12 protein-coding genes and 1 pseudogene are annotated in these 15,328 nt (G+C 71.0%); 8 read left to right on the top strand and 5 right to left on the bottom strand.

What is annotated here, in order from left to right; all coding sequences use genetic code 11:
* Positions 1–38 precede the first annotated feature (38 nt).
* From HTZ77_RS42970 to HTZ77_RS42950, 5 genes and pseudogenes are all read left to right on the top strand, one after another.
* Positions 39–1,445 (top strand): annotated as a pseudogene (locus tag HTZ77_RS42970) (aminobutyraldehyde dehydrogenase); the annotation flags it as partial.
* Between the two features lie 261 nt (positions 1,446–1,706).
* A complete protein-coding gene (locus HTZ77_RS42965; RefSeq protein WP_175595559.1) occupies positions 1,707–5,027 on the top strand; it encodes a sensor histidine kinase in 3,321 nt (1,106 codons plus the stop codon).
* The gene (locus HTZ77_RS42960; protein WP_175595558.1) at positions 5,024–5,446 is read left to right on the top strand and encodes a roadblock/LC7 domain-containing protein; all 423 of its coding nucleotides are present in this window, start codon (positions 5,024–5,026) and stop codon (positions 5,444–5,446) included. Before HTZ77_RS42965 ends, HTZ77_RS42960 begins: the two co-directional genes overlap by 4 nt.
* Before the next feature lie 19 nt (positions 5,447–5,465).
* Positions 5,466–5,870 (top strand): DUF742 domain-containing protein, encoded by a 405-nt coding sequence (locus tag HTZ77_RS42955; protein ID WP_235996047.1) that lies wholly within the window; start codon positions 5,466–5,468, stop codon positions 5,868–5,870.
* A gap of 7 nt (positions 5,871–5,877) precedes the next feature.
* The gene (locus HTZ77_RS42950) at positions 5,878–6,429 is read left to right on the top strand and encodes a GTP-binding protein (RefSeq protein ID WP_175595603.1); all 552 of its coding nucleotides are present in this window, start codon (positions 5,878–5,880) and stop codon (positions 6,427–6,429) included.
* An 86-nt stretch (positions 6,430–6,515) separates the two neighbouring features.
* On the opposite strand, the gene HTZ77_RS42945 is transcribed toward HTZ77_RS42950, so the two are convergent.
* From HTZ77_RS42945 to HTZ77_RS42925, 5 genes are all read right to left on the bottom strand, one after another.
* Positions 6,516–7,295 (bottom strand): ABC transporter ATP-binding protein, encoded by a 780-nt coding sequence (locus HTZ77_RS42945; protein ID WP_175595557.1) that lies wholly within the window; start codon positions 7,293–7,295, stop codon positions 6,516–6,518.
* A gap of 105 nt (positions 7,296–7,400) precedes the next feature.
* Positions 7,401–8,858, bottom strand: coding sequence for a dihydroorotase (locus HTZ77_RS42940; protein ID WP_328809102.1), 1,458 nt, complete (start codon positions 8,856–8,858; stop codon positions 7,401–7,403).
* A 9-nt stretch (positions 8,859–8,867) separates the two neighbouring features.
* Complete coding sequence (locus tag HTZ77_RS42935) at positions 8,868–9,644, bottom strand: ABC transporter permease (RefSeq protein WP_175595556.1); 777 nt, start codon at positions 9,642–9,644, stop codon at positions 8,868–8,870.
* Positions 9,641–10,450: an ABC transporter permease gene (locus tag HTZ77_RS42930; protein WP_175595555.1), complete on the bottom strand. Its 810-nt coding sequence runs from the start codon at positions 10,448–10,450 to the stop codon at positions 9,641–9,643. Before HTZ77_RS42930 ends, HTZ77_RS42935 begins: the two co-directional genes overlap by 4 nt.
* A complete protein-coding gene (locus HTZ77_RS42925) occupies positions 10,447–11,442 on the bottom strand; it encodes an ABC transporter substrate-binding protein (RefSeq protein ID WP_175595554.1) in 996 nt (331 codons plus the stop codon). The genes HTZ77_RS42930 and HTZ77_RS42925 overlap by 4 nt, the downstream gene beginning before the upstream one ends.
* 515 nt (positions 11,443–11,957) lie before the next feature.
* Here HTZ77_RS42925 and HTZ77_RS42920 point away from each other — a divergent pair.
* The 3 genes from HTZ77_RS42920 to HTZ77_RS42910 form a co-directional block, all read left to right on the top strand.
* Entirely contained in the window at positions 11,958–14,705 is a 2,748-nt protein-coding gene (locus HTZ77_RS42920; RefSeq protein ID WP_175595553.1) for a sensor histidine kinase, read from the top strand.
* Positions 14,702–15,124, top strand: coding sequence for a roadblock/LC7 domain-containing protein (locus HTZ77_RS42915; protein WP_175595552.1), 423 nt, complete (start codon positions 14,702–14,704; stop codon positions 15,122–15,124). The genes HTZ77_RS42920 and HTZ77_RS42915 overlap by 4 nt, the downstream gene beginning before the upstream one ends.
* A 5-nt stretch (positions 15,125–15,129) precedes the next feature.
* Positions 15,130–15,328: DUF742 domain-containing protein (locus tag HTZ77_RS42910; RefSeq protein WP_175595551.1), on the top strand; the 199-nt coding region annotated here is incomplete at its 3' end.

Below are 15,328 nucleotides of genomic sequence, written 5' to 3'. Positions count from 1 at the left end.
CCGGCAACGACGAGCGGGCCGGCGAGAGCCGGCCAGGAGCGAGAACCATGCGTGAACTGATCAACCCGGCGACCGGCGACCTGACGGACCGCGTCCCGGACACCCCCGTCGAGAACGTGGCGGCGGCCGTCGCCACCGCCCGCGCCGCCTTCGCCGAGTGGGCGGAGGCGACCCCGGGCGAGCGCGCGCGGCTGCTGCTGCGCGTCGCCGACCTGGTCGAGGCCGACAGTGACGAGCTGACCCGGCTGGAGGTGGAGGACACCGGCAAGCCGGCCGCCGTCGTGCGCGACGGCGAGCTGCCGTTCGCCGTCGACAACCTGCGCTTCTTCGCGGGCGCGGCGCGCTCGCTGGAGGGCACGGGCGCCGGGGTGTTCAGCCGCGGCTACACCTCGATCATGGTGCGCCGGCCCGTCGGGGTGGTCGGCTCGATCGCCCCGTGGAACTTCCCGCTGGTCATGGCGATCTGGAAGCTGGGGCCGGCCATCGCCGCGGGCAACGCCGTGGTGATCAAGCCGGCCCCGCAGACGCCGCGCACCACGCTGCGCCTGGCGGAGCTGTTCGCCGAGGCGGGCGCGCCCCGCGGCCTGCTGCAGGTCGTCACGGGCGACGCCGAGGTGGGCGAGGCGCTGGTCACCGACCCGGGCGTGGACATGGTGAGCGTCACGGGCTCCACCGAGACCGGCCGGGCCGTCATGACCGGCGCGGCCCGGACGCTGAAGCGGGTCCACCTGGAGCTCGGCGGCAAGGCGCCCGCGCTGGTCTTCGACGACGCCGACCTCGGCGCCATGGCCGCCGGCGTGGCGATGGGCGCGACGTACAACTCGGGGCAGGACTGCACTGCGGCCACCCGCGTGTACGTCGACCGGCGGGTCCACGACGAGGCGGTCGAGGCGATCCGGGCGACTCTTGCCGAAATCGTGACCGGAGACCCCTGGGACCCGGCCACCGACATCGGGCCGCTCATCTCGGCCGCGCACCGTGATCGCGTACACGGGTTCGTGCAGCGTGCGGCCGGGAAGGTGCTGCAGGGCGGCGTGCCGGCCGAGGGTCCCGGGTTCTACTACCCGCCCACGTTGGTGACCGGGGTGGATCAGAACAGCGATATCGTGCAAGGGGAACTTTTCGGTCCTGTCCTCGTGGTCCTGCCCTTCGACGGCGAGGACGAGGCGGTCCGGCTCGCCAACGACACGCGCTACGGCCTGGCCTCCTCGGTGTGGTCGCGCGACGTCGCCCGGGCGATGCGGGTCTCGCATCGTCTCGACGTGGGTGTGACGTGGGTGAACGACCACCTGCCCATCGCCAGCGAGGCTCCGCACGGCGGGGTCAAGGGCAGCGGGTTCGGCAAGGACATGAGCCAGGAGGCGGTGCAGGAGTACGCGGTGACCCGTCACCTGATGGTCAAGCACGCGGCGCCGGTGGAGCGGGACTCGTTCCGGCCCGCCTGAAGAGACGCCCAAGAAGACGCGCGGTGATATGCGACCCAAACGGCACGTCTGGTCGCATTTGGTGGGATATGTCCGGTTGGCTGATCTGGTACGGGTTGTGTTCCAATTACCCAGCCCGCACAAATCCCATGCGCCCCAAGCGTGTCAGATTTTTCGAGCACGTACGGCGAGAGGTTGCGAGAGTCAGTGAGGACCGATAACCCCAGGCACACCAGGCCGGAGGAGTACACAGGCGGCCGGTTCCGGCTGGGGAACTGGCGCGTGCGCACCAGGCTGGTCGCGCTGATCCTCATCCCGACCGTCGTCGGCGTGCTCCTCGCCGGCGTCCAGCTGGCCAACTCGATCGCCACCAGCGCCGAGTACCGCCGGCTCACCCAGATCGCCGAGCTGGTGCAGTCCGTCGGCGCGATGTCCGACGAACTCGGCAAGGAGCGGACGCTCACGGCGTGGTACATCGCCGAGGGCCGCCGCTCCGCCCGGCGGGCCCAGCTCAACACCCAGCGCGACGCGGTCAACACGGTGCGCAAGCGCGTCCTGTCGGCCGTGTCGGCGCTCGACGCCAGCCACTCGCCGCGCACCCTGGAGGAGGCGGAGGAGATCCGCCGCTGGCTCACCGGCCTCGACGGCCTGCGCCAGTCGATCGCCCAGAGCGGCAGCGCCCCGCCCCGAGCCGCCCTGCGCACCTTCAGCTCCATGATCGAGGTCATGAGCAAGCTCCAGGACGAGCTGGCCGGCGGCACCAACGACGACCTCATCGGCGAGGACGTCGTCGCCCTCGGCGCCCTCCAGCGGGCGAAGGAAGAGGTCGCCCGCCAGCAGGGCATCCTCACCGTCGCCCTCGTGGAACGCAAGCTCGACTACGACGACCTGTCCGACTTCCTCGGCTCCTGGAACCGCCAGCAGCAGGAGCTGGCCACCTTCGAGGAAGAGGCCCGCGAGGCCGACCTCAAGGCGTACCGCAAGAACATGCGCGGCCTGCAGATCGACCGCGCCGACGCCATGCGCCAGCGCGCCCTGGCCCAGCTGCGCGAGTACAAGCTCATCCGCGACCTCGACGTCACCGCCACCCCGCGCCGCGAGCTCAACCTCTGGTACGAGAGCACCTCGCTCCAGGTCAGCGCCCTGCGCAAGATCGAGGACGGCCTGGCGACCCGGATCGTGATCGAGACCCGGAAGCTGAGCGACTCCGAGCAGCGCAGCGCCATCATCTCCGGCGCGATGATCCTCGTGCTGCTGCTCCTCGTCCTGGTCTTCACCACCCGCGTGGCCGGTTCGCTGGTGCGCCCGCTGCGTCGCCTGCGCGCCGAGGCGCTCCAGGTGGCCACCACCCGGCTGCCCGAGACCGTCCGCGTGCTGCGCGAGTCGGGCGAGGGCGCCGCGCTGCCCGAGGTGCCCTCGATCGGCGTCAACACCCGCGACGAGATCGGGGAAGTGGCCCGGGCCTTCGACGAGGTCCACCGCGAGGCGATCCGGCTGGCCGGCGACGAGGCCAAGCTGCGCGCCAACGTCAACGCCATGTTCGTCAACCTCTCCCGCCGCAGCCAGACGCTGGTCGAGCGGCAGCTCCAGCTCATCGAGGGCCTGGAGCAGGGCGAGGAGGACGAGAACCGGCTCGCCAACCTGTTCCGGCTCGACCACCTGGCCACCCGCATGCGGCGCAACAGCGAGAACCTCCTGGTCCTCGCCGGCCAGGAGGCCGCCCGCAAGTGGAGCGAGCCGGTGCCCCTGGTCGACGTCGCCCGCGCCTCGCTGTCCGAGGTCGAGAACTACGAACGGGTCCAGATCCAGATCCCCTCGGGCGTGCAGATCGCCGGACCGGCCGTCACCGACGCCGTCCACCTGCTCGCCGAGCTGATCGAGAACGCCATCTCCTTCTCCCCGCGCGAGAGCAAGGTGCAGGTCACCAGCTCGCCCGCCGACGGCGGCGTGCTCGTGACGATCAACGACCTGGGCATCGGCATGTCGGCCGAGGAACTGGCCGAGGCCAACTGGCGCCTGGCCAACCCGCCGGTGGTGGACGTCGCCGTCTCCCGCCGCATGGGCCTGTTCGTGGTCGGCCGCCTGGCCCTGCGCCACGGCGTCGGCGTCCAGCTCCGCATGCGCGAGACCGGTGGCCTGAGCGCCCTGGTCATGCTGCCCAACACGCTCATCGTCGGCGCCCAGGGCCCGGGCGGCGTGCCGCAGCAGCGCGGCCAGTACGAGGCGTTCACCGACTTCGACCCGAGCATGTTCGGCGAGCCCTCCTTCGAGGGCGCGGCCTCCAACGGCAGCGGCGCCTACGCCTCGCCGGCGGCCCTGGCCGACCCCCGCTCCGACGCGCCGGTCGACACCGAGTGGCCCGGCTCGCTGCCCGCCCCCGGCACCGGCAACTGGCCCTCGTTCGCCGAGGAGCCGCCGTCGCCGGCGCGGCAGGACGAGCCCCGCTGGCCGGGCTTCGGCGACGAGCAGCCGGCCGCCGCGCAGGAGGACCGCTGGGGTTCGTTCGCCGACCCGGCGCCCGCGCAGGAGGAGCGCTGGGGGTCCTTCGCCGACCCGGCGCCCGCGCAGGACGTGCCCAACTGGCCGTCGTTCGCCACCGAGCCGCCCCCGCCGGGCGCGCCGCAGGACGAGCCGCGCTGGCCGTCCTTCGCCACCGAGCCGCCTCCGATGCGCGAGGAGCCGGAGACGCGCTGGCCGTCGTTCGGCGAGCAGCCGGCCGCCTCGCTGTTCACCCCCTCCGAGCCGGCCCGCCCGTACGGCGACGACCCGTCCCGCTCGCCGTTCGGCGAGGAGCCGCCGAGGCCGTCGTTCGGTGACGACCCGTCCAGGTCGCCCTTCGGTGACGAGCCGTCCAGGTCGTCCTTCGGCGACGACCCGTCCCGGTCGTCCTTCGGTGACGACGGCGGCTCGGCGTTCGGCGACGAGTACCGCTGGCCGTCCTTCGCCGATACGGTCAAGCCGGCCGACTCCTTCGCGCCCAACGGGCAGCAGGGCTTCGACCCGTTCGGCCCCGGCGAGTACTCCTCGCAGGACATGACCGGCCCGCTGCCGGTGGTCCGCGGCTCGGCGATGGAGCCGCCGAGCGAGGAGTTCCTGCCCATCTTCTCGTCGGTGGGCTCCGACTGGTTCCGCAAGCCCGACCCCGAGGTGCTCCGCCCGCGTGAGCCGGAGATCGAGGAGTCGGAGACGGCCGTGCAGCCCGCGGTGCGCCTCGACGGCCCGCCGCCGGCCCCGCCGCTGCCCAAGCGGGGCGCGCCGGAGGCCCAGCCGGAGAGCCTGAGCCCCTCCGGCCTGCCGCGCCGCCGTCCCGGCGAGTCGGGCGCGGGCGCCGCGTGGTCGTCGCCGGCCGACAGCGGCTTCCAGGCCGCCCAGGCCGCGGCCCAGCCCGCGCAGGGCGGCACGACGTCCTCGGGCCTGCCCCGCCGCGTGCCGAAGGCCAACCTGGTGCCCGGTACGGCGAGCCTGGCCGAGCCCCAGGCGCAGTCACCCGCGCCACAGATCTCTCCCGACAGGTTGCGGAGCCGGCTCTCCAGCTTCCAACAGGGCGTACGGCAAGGGCGTGCGTTCACCCGCGGAGAAGGGAACGAGGAGGAGGAGAAATGAGAGAACTGAGCCAGGGAGCGCGTGGCATCAGTTGGCTGATCACTGACTTCGTCAACAACGTGCCGGGTGTCGCGCACACCGTCGTGGTCTCGTCGGACGGTCTGCCACTGGCGTTCTCCGAGGGTTTCCCGAAGGACCGGGCGGACCAGCTCGCCGCGGTCGCCTCGGGTGTCATCAGCCTGACGCAGGGCGCGGCCCGTGTCTTCGAGGGCGGCATGGTCAGCCAGACCGTCATCGAGATGCAGCGCGGCCTGTTGATGATCATGTCGATCAGCGACGGCTCCTGTTTGGCTGTGCTGGCCGCGCCCGATTGTGACATGGGCCTGGTGGCCTACCAGATGACGCTGCTCGTCGAGCGCGCGGGTCAGGTGCTCACGCCTGCCGTACGCGCCGAGCTGCAGGCGGCCCGCCCCCGTTAGCGGGCGGTGACAGGAGAAGATGGTGTCAGGTCAGGGTTGGGCTGGTGATAGCACTCCGCCGCATCCGGCGGCTCCACGTCCGCAGAAGTCGAGCTCCCTGGTACGGCCCTATGCCGTGACAGGGGGGCGCACGGCGCCGCGGATGAAGTTCGCCATGGAGGCGCTGGTGTCCTCCGTGACGTCGGAATACCAAGACATATCTCTGCTGAGTCCGGAGTATCAGGCGATCATTCAACTGACCCGGAACGTCAGGTCGGTTGCTGAGATCTCGGCCCTCTTACGCCAGCCTTTGGGCGTGGTCCGGGTGCTGATCGCCGACATGGCGTCCGAAGGCCTGATCCGCGTGCACCAGCCTGCGCTGGACGCGGGAAAGCCGGACCTCAACTTGCTCGAAAGGGTGCTCAGTGGACTTCGCAGGCTCTAGCGCCGGGCTGACCTCGACGAAGATCGTCGTGGCCGGCGGGTTCGGCGTGGGCAAGACGACGTTCGTGGGTGCGGTCTCGGAGATCCTCCCGCTCACCACGGAGGCGGTGATGACGGACGCGTCGGCCGGGGTCGACGACGTCTCGCTCACCCCGAACAAGACCACCACGACCGTCGCCATGGACTTCGGCCGCGTCTCGCTGGACCGGGACCTGATCCTCTACCTGTTCGGCACGCCCGGACAGCACCGGTTCTGGTTCATGTGGGACGACCTGGTGCGCGGCGCGATCGGGGCCGTGGTGCTCGCGGACACGCGACGCCTGGCCGACAGCTTCCCCGCGATCGATTACTTCGAGGAGGCGAAGCTGCCGTTCGTCATCGGCATCAACGGCTGGGACGGGCACTTCAACCACCACGACGACGAGATCCGCGAGGCGCTGTCGCTGGGCTCGCACATCCCGGTCGTCCGGCTGGACGCCCGGGTCCGCGAGTCGGTGAAGAGCACGCTGATCACGCTGGTGGAGCACGCGCTGACGCGGCACAGCCACCTGCCCGCCTGACATCCGGCGCGGAGGACCCGCCCGTACGACGAACGCCGCCGGACCCCGAGGTCCGGCGGCGTCTCGTTGTCGTGAGGGCGTGGGGATCAGGCGGGGGCGGCGACGTCCACCCCGCGCACCAGGCGGCCGACCTCGCCCCGCAGGCGCACGAAGTCGGGGTGCTCCCGGGTGGTGATCTGGTCGCGCGGTCCCGGCAGGTCCACCCGCAGGTCGCCCACCACGTGCGCGGGCGCCTTGGACAGCACCACGACGCGGTCGCCGACGTAGACGCTCTCGTCGATGTCGTGGGTGATGAGCACGATCGTCATGCGGTGGTGGCCGCGCACCTTGAGGACCAGGTCCTCCAGATCCTCGCGGGTCTGGGCGTCCACCGAGCCGAACGGCTCGTCCATGAGCATGAGGCTGGGCCGGTAGGCCAGGGCGCGGGCGATCGCGACCCGCTGCTGCATGCCGCCGGAGAGCTGGAAGGGGTACTTCTCGGCGGCGCCGAGCAGGCCCACCGACTCCAGCGCCTCCTGGGCCGCCTCGCGCCGGGCCCGCTTGTCCATGTCCCTGCGGCGCAGCGGCAGCGCGACGTTGTCGGCCACCGACATCCAGGGGAACAGGGACCGGCTGTAGTCCTGGAAGACCACGGCCAGGTTGTCGGGCGTCTGGCGCACCAGCTTGCCGTCGACCCGGATCTCGCCGCCCGTGGGGGTGATCAGTCCGGCGATCGAGCGGAGCAGCGTGGACTTGCCGCATCCGGAGGGGCCCACGATGCACAGGAGCTCGCCCTCGGCGACGCTGAGCTTGAGCCCGTCGATCGCACGGTGCTCGTTGGCGCTGCCGGGACCGTAAACGTGCGTGAGGTTGTCTATCTCGAGCAAGGGACGTCCTAGGACAGGCGAATCCGGAGATGAGGGATAACAGGCCGACTGTACCGAAGTCAGGGATGGTTGGACATGGAGATGGTCATTCCCGGACCCCCTGGCTCAGGCCACCGGCCGGCGCAGGTAGCGGCCGACGGGCCGGCCGACGATCTTGCCGGTGTCGAGCACGTGGTGGCCCCGCACGAACGTGTCGGTGACCTTGGCGTTCAGCTCGAACCCCTCGAACGGCGTGTACTCCTGGGCCGAGTCCGAGTCCGCCGCCCGCACGGTCCAGGTGGCGTCCGGGTCCACCAGGCAGATGTCGGCGTCGAAGCCCGGCGCGATGGTGCCCTTGGTGCGCAGGCCGTACCTGCGGGCCGGGTTCCACGAGGTGAGCGCGGCGATGCGCCCCCACGACAGGCCCCGGCGGCGGCCCTCGGTGATGAGGCCGGGCAGCAGGTACTCGGCGCCGCCGAAGCCGGCCTTGGCCAGGAACACGTCCTCGGCCGGGGCGCCGAACTTCAGCTCCTCCCGGCAGCAGGCGTGGTCGCTGACGACCCAGTCGACCGTGCCGTCGAGCACGTACTCCCACAGCGCCTCGACGTCCTCGCGGGGCCTGATCGGCGGGTTGACCTTGGCGCCGATGCCGCTGGCCGTCTCGATGTCGGCCAGCAGGTGCCCGATCGTCACCTCGCGGCGGAAGTCGATGTGCGGGAACGTGCGCTGCATCCGCACGGCCGCGTCGACGGCCTTGCGTGAGGACAGGTGGAGCAGGTTGACGTTGCCGAGCCCGGTCTCGTGGGCCAGGTAGGAGGCGATGAACACGGCCAGGCCCTCGGAGTGGGGCGGGCGCGAGGCGCTGTAGGCGGCCAGACCGCTCAGGTCGCCGGCCTCCTCCACCAGCCGCGTGTACGCCGTCATGATCTCGGCGGTCTCGCAGTGCAGCGACAGCGAGATCTCACTGGCCAGCTCGGGGAAGCGCTCCCGGGCCGCCTGCACGCCGCGCATGACGAACTCGAAGTGGGCGTAGTCGTAGCGCTCGCCCTCGGGCAGCATGAGGAAGGCGCTCTGGTCGGCCGAGCGGCCGTGCAGCCCGTGCCCGCCGTAGAACATGAAGATCTTGAACGACGGCACGCCGAACCGCTCGACCAGGTCGGGAAGCTCGCCGATGTGGCCGCTGGACATCGGCGCCAGGTGGAAGCCGTAGTCCACGTAGGCCCGGTCCTCGGCCAGCGCCAGCACCTCGGGGAAGAAGTCGGCGTACGAGCCGCCCCGGTTGAGGTAGTACATGCCGGTGCGCATGTAGGTGAGCGCGGTCGTGACGCCGCCCTGCGCGGAGGCGCGGCTCTCGGAGCCGGCGTCCTCGGCCAGCGGGTTGTAGATCCCCCAGTGCTGGTGGGCGTCCACCACGCCGGGGAACGCGAGCCGTCCCGCCCCCTCGATCACCTCCGGGACGCCCTCCGCGGGCAGCCCCGGCGCGACCCGGTCCACGCGCCCGCCGGTCACGGCGATGTCGGCCATGACGGGCTCGTTCCGGTCATGCGTCACGACCCGCACGTTCTTCAGCAGCAGGTCCGTCACATCCGCCTCCTACGCGGTACGGCGGGCTCCCCGGTGCCAGGTCAGCACGCGGCGCTCCGCCATGAGGAACAGGGAGTTGAGGGCGAAGCCGAGGACGCCGAGCACCACCACGCCGGCCCACAGCCCGGGCATGTCGGCGTTGTTGCTCGCCGTGCTCAGCAGGTAGCCGATGCCGTCGGTGCTGCCCTTCAGCTCGGAGATGACCATGAGGATGAGCGCCAGCGACACGCTCAGCCGCAGGCCCGCGAAGATCTTCGGGGACGCCGAGGGCAGGATGATGCGGAACAGCCGCAGCCGGGCCGGCACGCCGAAGACCGTGGCGGTCTCCAACTGCAGGGGGTCCACGGTGCGCGCCCCGTCGATGGAGTTGAGCAGGATCGGCCAGACGACGCCGAACACGATGGTCGCCACCTGCACCTGGGTGCCCATGGTGAACAGCACCAGGAAGACGGGCAGCATCGCGGGCGGCGGCACGGCCCGGCCGAACTCGACGAGCGGGTCCACGTAGTCGGACAGCCAGGCCACCCGGCCGATCGCCACGCCGAGCGCGACCCCGGCGACCACGGCGACGCTCCAGGACCCGACGACGCGCACGAGGCTCGGCACGAAGTTGTCCACCGCTTCCTCGGTCAGGACGTACGGCCCGGAGAACCACCGCTCGTACATCCAGGAGGCGATCCGGGTCGGCGCGGGCAGGTACGGGCTGGCCTGGGCCCGGGCCAGCAGCTCCCAGCATGCCAGCACCACGGGCACCAGCCAGAGCCGCCGGACGAGTGTCGCGATCATGCGTGCCGCCACCGGAAGAGCCGCCGCTCCGCGCGCAGGAGCAGCGTGTTGACGGCGAGCCCGACCAGCCCGGCCCACACCAGGGTCGCGATCACGTCGACCATCGCGTCGGCGCCGATGCCGGTGCTCGCCTGGATGAGGAAGGCGCCGATGCCGCCGGCGCCGCCCACGACGTACTCGACGCTGATGGCCAGGATGAGCGTGATCGAGGCGGCCAGCCGGACGCCGGTGAAGATGAACGGCGCCGCGCTCGGCAGGCTGACCCGCCAGATGACCGCGCCGGAGCCGAAGCCGAACGAGCGCAGCGTCTCGGTGGCTACGGGATCGACGTCGCGCACGCCGTACAGGGTGTTGATGAGGATGGGCCAGGACGCGGCGTAGACGATGAGCGCCACCTTGGCGTTGATCTCGGGCTGGAAGAAGAACAGGGCGAGCGGGATCAGCGCGACCGACGGGATCGGCCGCAGGAACTCGACGATGGCGCGGGTCATCTCCTCCACCACGGGGACGGTGCCGAGCAGCAGGCCGACGGGCACGGCGACGAGCACGGCCAGCGGCAGGCCCACGGCCGCGGCGGTGAGCGTGGAGGCGAGGTCGGCGAGGAACGCGGGGTCGGCGGCGAGCTGCGCCACCCGGGCCAGCGACGTCGAGGCGGAGGGCAGCCAGGAGATCAGGCCGGTGCGGCCGGCCAGCTCCCAGGCGAGGAGGAAGACCGCCACACCGGTGGCGTGGCGGAGGTACTTCGCGAGACGGGCGCGGGAGGGGGAGGTGCGCCCCCTCCCCGCCAGGGTGGCCGTGCTCGTCATCCCTGCGCGGTGACGATCATCGGGGCGACGTCGATCTTGTTCTTGATGAAGCCGTACTCGACCATGAGGTCGGCGACGCGCTGGATGCGCTGGGCGCTGAGCGTGGTCGGGTAGTTGCCGAGGTTGATGGTGGCGGCCGTGGCGGCGGGGATCTTGGTGAAGGTGGGCAGGATCTTGGTCACGGCGCTGCGGTCGGTGGCGGCGATGTTCTGGGCCTTGGCCATCGCGCGCTGGAAGGCGGCCATGGTCTTGGGGTTGGCGGCGACCCACTTCTCGGTGGCGGCCCAGCCGGTGATCGGCAGGCTCTCCGTGGGGCCGGACATGGTGTCGACGAGCATGGTCGCGCCCAGCTTGTTCTTGGCCTCGCTGACGTAGGGGTCGGTCATCCAGACCGCGTCCACGTCGCCCTTCTGCAGCGCCGTCAGCCAGTTGGTGGTGGGCACCTCGACGTACTGGATGTCCTTGCCGGGGGTCGGGTCAAGGCCGGCGATCTTGAGGTGGGGGTTCATGGTCAGGACGCCGAGGCCCTTGAGGGCGTTGACCCCGATCTTCTTGCCCTTGAGGTCGGCGACCTTCTTGATGGGGGAGTCACGCCGCACCATGATCCCGAAGGCGCCGGTGGCTCCCTGGTAGGAGTCGGCGATGTACTTGAACTTCTCCAGGCCCTCGCTCTGGATCGTCAGGATGGTGGCGTAGCTGCCGAGGACCACGTCCATGCTGCCGTTGGACAGCTTGGGCAGCACGGCCTGCGGGGCCTGGATGGCCTCGGTCTTCACGTTGAGCCCCTGCTCCTTGAAGAAGCCGCGCTCGATCGCGATGAACAGCGGGGCGGAGTCGGCTCCCGGATACTGCCCGATGAGCAGGTCGGTCTTCTCCAGCCCGTTGGCGTTGCTCCCACCTCCCGGTTTGGTGTCCGTACCGGAGCAACTCGTCAGGGCAAGGGTGGCCACCAGTCCGATCAGGGCGATGCGCCCTGCCGCAGCGAGCCTCATGTCGCGTCTCCTTTGAACGGGGGTGATCGTCACTCGACTCACCCCAAAGCGCAGGCAACCCTTGCGCATGGTCCCCCGATTCTGGAAATTATCAATATATATGGCGAAAAAACGATCACACTGTTTTTCTGGAGGTATGTCCAGATATAGGTGATGATATGGCTGGCGTTCATCGAGGACGTGTGGCTACTGTCGGGACGTGGAGACATATGCCAGATGATCGACTTGCCGGTGTGGCCACACCGCTAGTCGAATTATCTGTCTGAACATAAAGAGGTTTTCGGACCACGGGTGCCGGGGGCGGCACACGGACGAGCACGGGCACGATTCGATCTCTTGCACCAAGGCCATCCAAGGAGAGGTTGCGGAGGCCAGTGAGAACTACATTGCCCCCTGCGAACGGCGATTCCGGGTTACCCGCCGAGGCGTCCTTTCCGTCATCTCATACGAGGACCGGGCCGGCGGTCCACCCCGGGCACGCCCGGGGGCCGGGCGGCATCGTGCGCAACTGGCGCGTGCGCACGAAGCTTCTGGTCCTGATCGTCATCCCGACCGTCGCTGCGCTGGCGCTCGGCGGGCTGCGCGTCGTCTCCTCCGTCACCAGCGCCTCCGAGTACGAGCGCGTGTACCAGACGGCCGTCCTGGCCGGAAAGCTGACCGGGCTGGCCCACGAGACCGAGCTGGAACGCGACCTCACCGCCACCTTCGTGGCGCAGGACCGCAAGGGCGACCGCAACCCGGTCACCGCCCAGTACTCCACCGTGGACCGGCTGGTCGCCGAGCTGCGCCCCGACGTCGCGGCCCTCGCCGCCTCCGACAGCCCCCTGCGGGCCGAGGCCGTGCGCGTCAAGAACCGCTTCGACGAGCTGCCCAGCTCGCGCCGGACCGCGACGGAGTCCAAGCTGAACGTCGCCTCCGTCATCGAGCTGTACGACCGCTCCATCTCCGACTTCCTCGGCCTCAACGCCACCATCGACCAGGGCGCCGTCGACAAGGAGCTCACCGACAGCGTCGCCGGGTTCGCCGCCCTGTCGCGGGCCAAGCAGTACGTGTCGCGCCAGCGGGCGCTGCTGGTCTCGGCGCTGGCCGTCGGCCACTTCAGCCAGGACGAGCTGGACGCGTTCATCGCCGCCCGCGCCCAGCGCAACAGCGAGCTGGCCGCCTTCCGCGCGCAGGTGCCGCTCGCGCTGCGCCAGGCCTACGACGACACGGTCAGCGGCCAGGCCGTCGACCGGGCCGAGCTGATCCAGGCCCGTGCCCTGGCCCTGCAGGACGCCGGGCAGCCGCTCACCGACGCCGGACTCGACCTCACCAGCGACGGCCAGGCGTGGTTCACCGCCGTCACCGAGACCATCGACGGCATGCGGCAGGTGGAGCAGCGGGTCGCCGACTCGATCATGCTGCGCAGCCGTACCGTCCAGGTCTCCGAGCAGCAGGGCGCGATGGTCTTCGCGATCGCGATCGCCGTGCTCCTGGTGCTCGTGCTGCTGGTCACCGTACTGATGGCACGTTCCCTCAGCGGCCCGCTGCGCCGGCTGCGGCGCGAGGCGCTGCTGATCGCCGGGCGCCGCCTGCCCGAAACGGTCCAGCGGCTGCGGGATTCGGACACGACCGGCGTGCCGGACGTGGAGCCGATCAGTGTGGTCGGCGACGACGAGATCGGCGAGGTCGCCCGGGCCTTCGACGAGGTCCACCGGGAGGCGGTGCGGCTGGCGGGTGAGGAGTCGCGGTTGCGGTCGAACGTGAACGCGATGTTCGTGAACCTGTCGCGGCGCTCGCAGACGCTGGTGGAGCGGCAGATCACGTTGATCGACGGTCTGGAGCAGGGCGAGCAGGACGAGAGCCGGCTGGCGAACCTGTTCAAGCTGGACCACCTTGCCACCCGTATGCGGCGCAACAGCGAGAACCTGCTGGTCCTCGCCGGCCAGGATCCGCCGCGCCGCTGGAGTCAGCCCGTCAAGCTGGTGGACGTGACCCGCGCCTCGCTCTCGGAGGTCGAGAACTACGAGCGGGTGGTCCTCCAGGTCCCCGACGGGGTGTCGGTGGCCGGCCAGGCCGTCAACGACGTCATCCACCTCCTGGCCGAGCTGGTCGAGAACGCCCTGTCGTTCTCGCCGCGCGAGACCAGGGTGACGGTGTCGGGCAGCCGCATCGACGGCGGCGGCGTCATGCTGTCCATCACCGACGCGGGCATCGGCATGACCCAGGACGAGCTGGTCCAGGCCAACGAGCGCCTGACGGACGCGCCCACCGTGGACGTGTCGGCCTCCCGCCGCATGGGCCTGTTCGTGGTCGCCCGCCTGGCCCACCGCCACGGCATCCGCGTCCAGCTCCGGCCGCACGCCTCCGGCGGTCTGACCGCCATGGTGCTGCTCCCGGACTCCCTGCTCGGCAATCCGTCGCCCGCGTACGCGAACCCGCCCGGCCCCGCGCAGGAGGACACCTACAGCGGCCCGCGGCTCGCGCCGTCGCCCGCTCCCACGCCGACCTGGACCGCGGGCGGCTACCAGCCGGGACCCGGCCATCCGTCCTTCCCGTCCGGCCCGTCCGGTCCCGCCCAGCACAACGGCTGGCCGGCCATGTCGTCCTGGCCGTCCGAGCCCAGCGGCTGGCCGTCGGAGCCGCGCGCCGGGTTCAACACCAACGACTCGTGGCTGCCGCCCCAGACCCCCGGCTGGAACGCCGACGGCAACGGCCTGCCCCGCAGGCCCCCGCTCGACGACCCCCATCCGTGGGGCGCTCCGGACCCGCCGGTCGACCGGCCCTTCGACCGCTCCTTCGACCGGCCCTTCGACCGCCCCCTCGGCCGCCCGCGACCGTCGCGGCCCGACTTCCCGGAGACCGACGCGGCCAGCACCGGCCCCATCCCCCGGGTCGACAGCCAGCCCTCCGCCGGTGACGACTACCTGCCGATCTTCGCGGCCGTGGAGTCGGCGTGGTTCGCCGGCGGCGCGAGCTGGGGCTCCTCCAAGGCCGACGCGGGGTGGAGCGCGGCGGAGGCCGTGGTGGAGCCGGTGCGTGACGGTGCGACGGCGTCGGGTCTGCCCAAGCGGGTGCCCAAGGCCAACCTCGTCCCCGGCTCGGCGGCCGGCGCGGCGCCGGCCAAGAACGTCGCGCCGATGCCGGCGGTCTCGCCGGACCGGGTGCGTAACCGGTTGTCCAGCTTCCAGCAGGGCTTCCGGGCCGCCCGCGAGGACATCAACGAGGGCAAGGCGTACCCGGCGGGACCCCGGGACGCCGACAGCAGTGAGGAGGGCGCATGAAGGATCTCAGTCACGCGGCACGCGGTGTCGACTGGCTGATCACCGATTTCGTCAGCACCGTGCCGGGAGTGGCGCACGCGGTGGTCGTCTCCTCGGACGGCCTGCCGCTCGCCGCGTCCTCCGGCTTCCCGCCGGACCGGGCCGACCAGCTCGCGGCCATCGCTTCGGGCCTGGTGAGCCTGACGCAGGGCGCGGCGCGGGTGTTCGAGGGCGGTGTGGTCAACCAGACGATCGTGGAGATGCAGCGGGGGCTGATGCTGATCATGTCGATCAGCGACGGCTCGTGCATGGCGGTGCTGGCCGCCCCCGACTGTGACATGGGTCTGGTGGCGTACCAGATGACGCTGATGGTCGATCGTGCTGGTCAGGTGCTGACTCCGGCGGTGCGCGCGGAGCTGCGGGCAAGTCAGTCCAGGTGATCGAGGTGACCGACCCCAGATGGAACAGCGGTCCCGTGCAGAGGCCGCCGTCCTCCTTCGACCCCGGGTCTCCGGTGCGTCCGTACGCGGTGACGGGTGGGCGTACGGCGCCGCGGGTGAAGCTGGCGATGGAGGCGTTGGTGTCGTCGGCGACGGCTGAGCCGCGGGAGTTCTCGCATATCACGCCGGAGTATCAGGCGATTT

The organism is Nonomuraea montanisoli (assembly GCF_013363975.1).
In the GTDB taxonomy this organism is placed as follows: Bacteria; Actinomycetota; Actinomycetes; order Streptosporangiales; family Streptosporangiaceae; genus Nonomuraea; species Nonomuraea montanisoli.
This window is presented reverse-complemented; position numbering and strand designations above follow the sequence as displayed.